The sequence below is a fragment of the Gordonia sp. (in: high G+C Gram-positive bacteria) genome, assembly GCF_049299075.1.
GTDB lineage: Bacteria > Actinomycetota > Actinomycetes > Mycobacteriales > Mycobacteriaceae > Gordonia.
This window is the reverse complement of the sequence record NZ_JBAQWU010000269.1, coordinates 1-2,699: the sequence shown is the minus strand read 5'-3', so window position 1 is coordinate 2,699 and position 2,699 is coordinate 1. Positions and strand designations below refer to the sequence as shown.

At 66.0% G+C, this 2,699-nt stretch carries 4 protein-coding genes; 1 reads left to right on the top strand and 3 read right to left on the bottom strand.

What is annotated here, in order from left to right:
* A partial coding sequence (locus WAW85_RS08380; protein WP_422559160.1) for an ADP-ribosylglycohydrolase family protein occupies positions 1-462 on the bottom strand: 462 nt, incomplete at its 3' end.
* A gap of 1 nt (position 463) precedes the next feature.
* Entirely contained in the window at positions 464-973 is a 510-nt protein-coding gene (locus tag WAW85_RS08375; RefSeq protein ID WP_422559159.1) for a T3SS (YopN, CesT) and YbjN peptide-binding chaperone 1, read from the bottom strand.
* 69 nt (positions 974-1,042) lie between these two features.
* Here WAW85_RS08375 and WAW85_RS08370 point away from each other — a divergent pair, with 69 nt between their 5' ends.
* Complete coding sequence (locus WAW85_RS08370; protein WP_422559158.1) at positions 1,043-1,756, top strand: NUDIX hydrolase; 714 nt, start codon at positions 1,043-1,045, stop codon at positions 1,754-1,756.
* A 151-nt stretch (positions 1,757-1,907) separates the two neighbouring features.
* Here the strand turns inward: WAW85_RS08370 and WAW85_RS08365 are convergent, their stop codons facing one another.
* Positions 1,908-2,573, bottom strand: a complete 666-nt coding sequence (locus WAW85_RS08365) for a DUF222 domain-containing protein (protein WP_422559157.1) — start codon at positions 2,571-2,573, stop codon at positions 1,908-1,910.
* Positions 2,574-2,699: the final 126 nt, after the last annotated feature.

The following is a 2,699-nucleotide window of genomic DNA, read 5'->3' as shown; positions in this document are numbered from 1 at the left end:
GGCGGGCTCCTGCAGGTACGGGAGTGCCACGGCCGCGGTGCGCATGAGCGAGCCGTTGCCCGCCGTCCGGCCGGTGCGGTGGTGCAGGCCGTCCGACGCGGCCGTCAGCAGTTCAGCCGTCGGGTCGGGACCGACGTCACTGAGGATGCTCCGCGTCTGCATCCCGATGTCCGGCGGGTGCGACTCGAACCACGTCCGGAAATTCCGACCCATCGCCGTCAGCGCTTCCGGAGAGCGCAGATCCTGCCCGGATGCGGCTACATCGAGAGTGCACCACGCCATCGTCGTGTCGTCGGTCCATTCGCCCGGCGCAAAACTTCCCAGACCGCCGCCGATCATCTGGGGTCCGTCCGAACCTACTGTGGCGCAACCGAATTCATACGGCGCCCCGAGTGCATCGCCGACTGCGGACCCGAGGACAGCGCCGCACGCGCGGTCCGCCTGTGCCGGAGTGAGGGTCATGTCAGGCCGCCTTCCCGCCGACGCGGAACGCGAGATCGTCGCGGGTCTGTGTCAGCGCAGCGCCAAAGACATCGAGCATGGCGTCCAAGTGCCGCGGGACATATGGCCGTCCATGCACCACCGATTCCTGCCAAACGTCGCGCCCGCGCTGCTTCCACATGCACCACGCGCTGTCGCGGTTGAGGACGGCGAGCTCAGCCGCGGTCGCCCGGCGCGAGTGGACGCCGCGGACCGCCCGAGTGAAGATCTCCACCGCGGGCTGATCGGAATGCACGCGCACCCACAACGGAAAGCCGAGACCGCGCACCAGGAAGTCGCCGTCATCATCGACGACGACGTTATCGTCGCCGTACTTCTCCTCCAGCTGTCGCAGCACGACGGCCGCCAGATCCGCCGGGCCTTCCGGCATGAAGACCACGGTGTCCAGCACCGGTCGTCCCTCCTCCGGCAGTCCGCTCTCCAACTCAGCCCACAGTTCGGCTGAATCGTCTCGTTCATCGTGGTTCCACATGACATCCTCCTTTAGATCGCCAACATCGCTAAACAAACATTAACACGCCATCTTGGCTAATGTGGCTTTGTGTCGCCCACCGATCTGGAGAACTACCCACGGCCGGGTGTGACCGTCGACCTCGCCGCCCTCACCGTCGTCGGCGTCACCTCCCCGAGTCCGCAATTGAGCGTGCTCGTTCAAGAGCGGACCGACCCGGAACCCGGCCTCGCGCTCCCCGGCGGGTTCATGCGCGAACGCTGGACCGTCGACCGGACCGTCGCCGACGTCCTGGAACGCAAAGTCGGAATCACCGTGGCTCGGGACATCCCGATCCGGCTGCTCAGGGTCTTCGACGATCCCGATCGTGACGAGCGCACCTGGGCGATCTCCCTTGCGCACGCGGCGTCCCTACCGGAGAACGCCCTAGCCGGTGCACACGGCACCCTCGTCCCGATCGGCACCGACGGCAGCATGCCGTTCGACGAACCACTGCTCTTCGACCACGATCAAATCGTCTGCGCCGCAGTCGAATCGCTCCGCGAGCGCTACGAGTTCCGGCACCGTTACGCCGATACACTCCCCGACCCCGACGGCTTCCTGACCGAGCCTTTCACCCTGCTGCAACTTCGCCGCGTCCACGAATCCGTGATCGCCCAGAAGCTCCATAAGGACAACTTCGCACGTCGAATGAGTAACTACCTGGAACCGGTACTGCACGACAACGGCGATCCGGTCCTCGCCGAAAATCTCCGCGGCCGCCCCGCCGCCCTCTATCGCCGGGCAACCACGACACCGACGTAGCCGACCGGGCGCCAAAGTCGCCCCTGAGATCAAGCGCGGGCACTGAAGCGTGGTTTCGACAAGGCGTCCTTCGTCGGCCTGCTCAACCAGCGAAGGAGTGCGAGGCAGCCCTGATAGCCCGACCACGAGCCGCCCCAGGAGGGGCGGGTGGTCAGGCTGCCAGGAGGCGTTCGAAGATCTTCTCGACTCCGGACCGGCCCGCGTCGGGGTCGGGCGGGTCGGTATCAGACACTTCACCCATGCGGGTGTTGAGTCCAGCCATCGAGTGATGGGCGGCGAGCTTCTCCGGATGAAAAATCGGGTTGACCAGCCACGGACCCGGCCGCCCCACCGGCCGCCACCCAACCCGGCTCGCATCGGGACCAGCGGTCAGGACGGTGGACTCCCACTGCCCGGGCCGTTTACCGTTCCACCGGTTGTGCTTCCCACATGCACCACCGATGTGATCGATATTGGTGCAGCCGCCGTCGGCCCAGTCGGGCATGTGATGGGCTTGAGTACGTGCGAACGGCACCGCGCAACCAGGAGCAGTACACCCCCGGTCGCGCCCAAACAGAGCCAGCCGTTGGGCGCGTGAGGCGATGCGGCGCCCGCGCCCCAGATACAGCACCTGCGAGGTAGCACCGGCGAACACTTCCATCCATGGCGTGATGGTGCCCGCCAGGTTCACCAGATCACCGACAGGCAAGCGGGTACCGGTCGCGGTCAACGCAACCCCGGCCTGCCGCGCCAAATCGGTATCGGAAACGGTGATCACCAACTCCGAGGCCAAACTCCCGCCCGGGGCCACCCCGGTCTGCGCACGCTCCCACTCCATTGTCGGCGGCGGTCGAAACCTGAACGGTTTCGGCGGTCCAAAAGTGAACAGTCTCTAGTCTAGGTTTTCTTGTTCGGCTTTGATGCTGGGGAGTGTTTCCAGGCCTCGGTCGCGTAGCCGGTAGGA

What these genes read in the sequence shown, in the direction of transcription:
- WAW85_RS08375 (WP_422559159.1), bottom strand. Translation starts at nt 973, where the DNA reads ATGTGGAACCACGATGAACGAGACGATTCAGCCGAACTGTGGGCTGAG.
- WAW85_RS08365 (WP_422559157.1), bottom strand. Translation starts at nt 2,573, where the DNA reads ATGGAGTGGGAGCGTGCGCAGACCGGGGTGGCCCCGGGCGGGAGTTTG.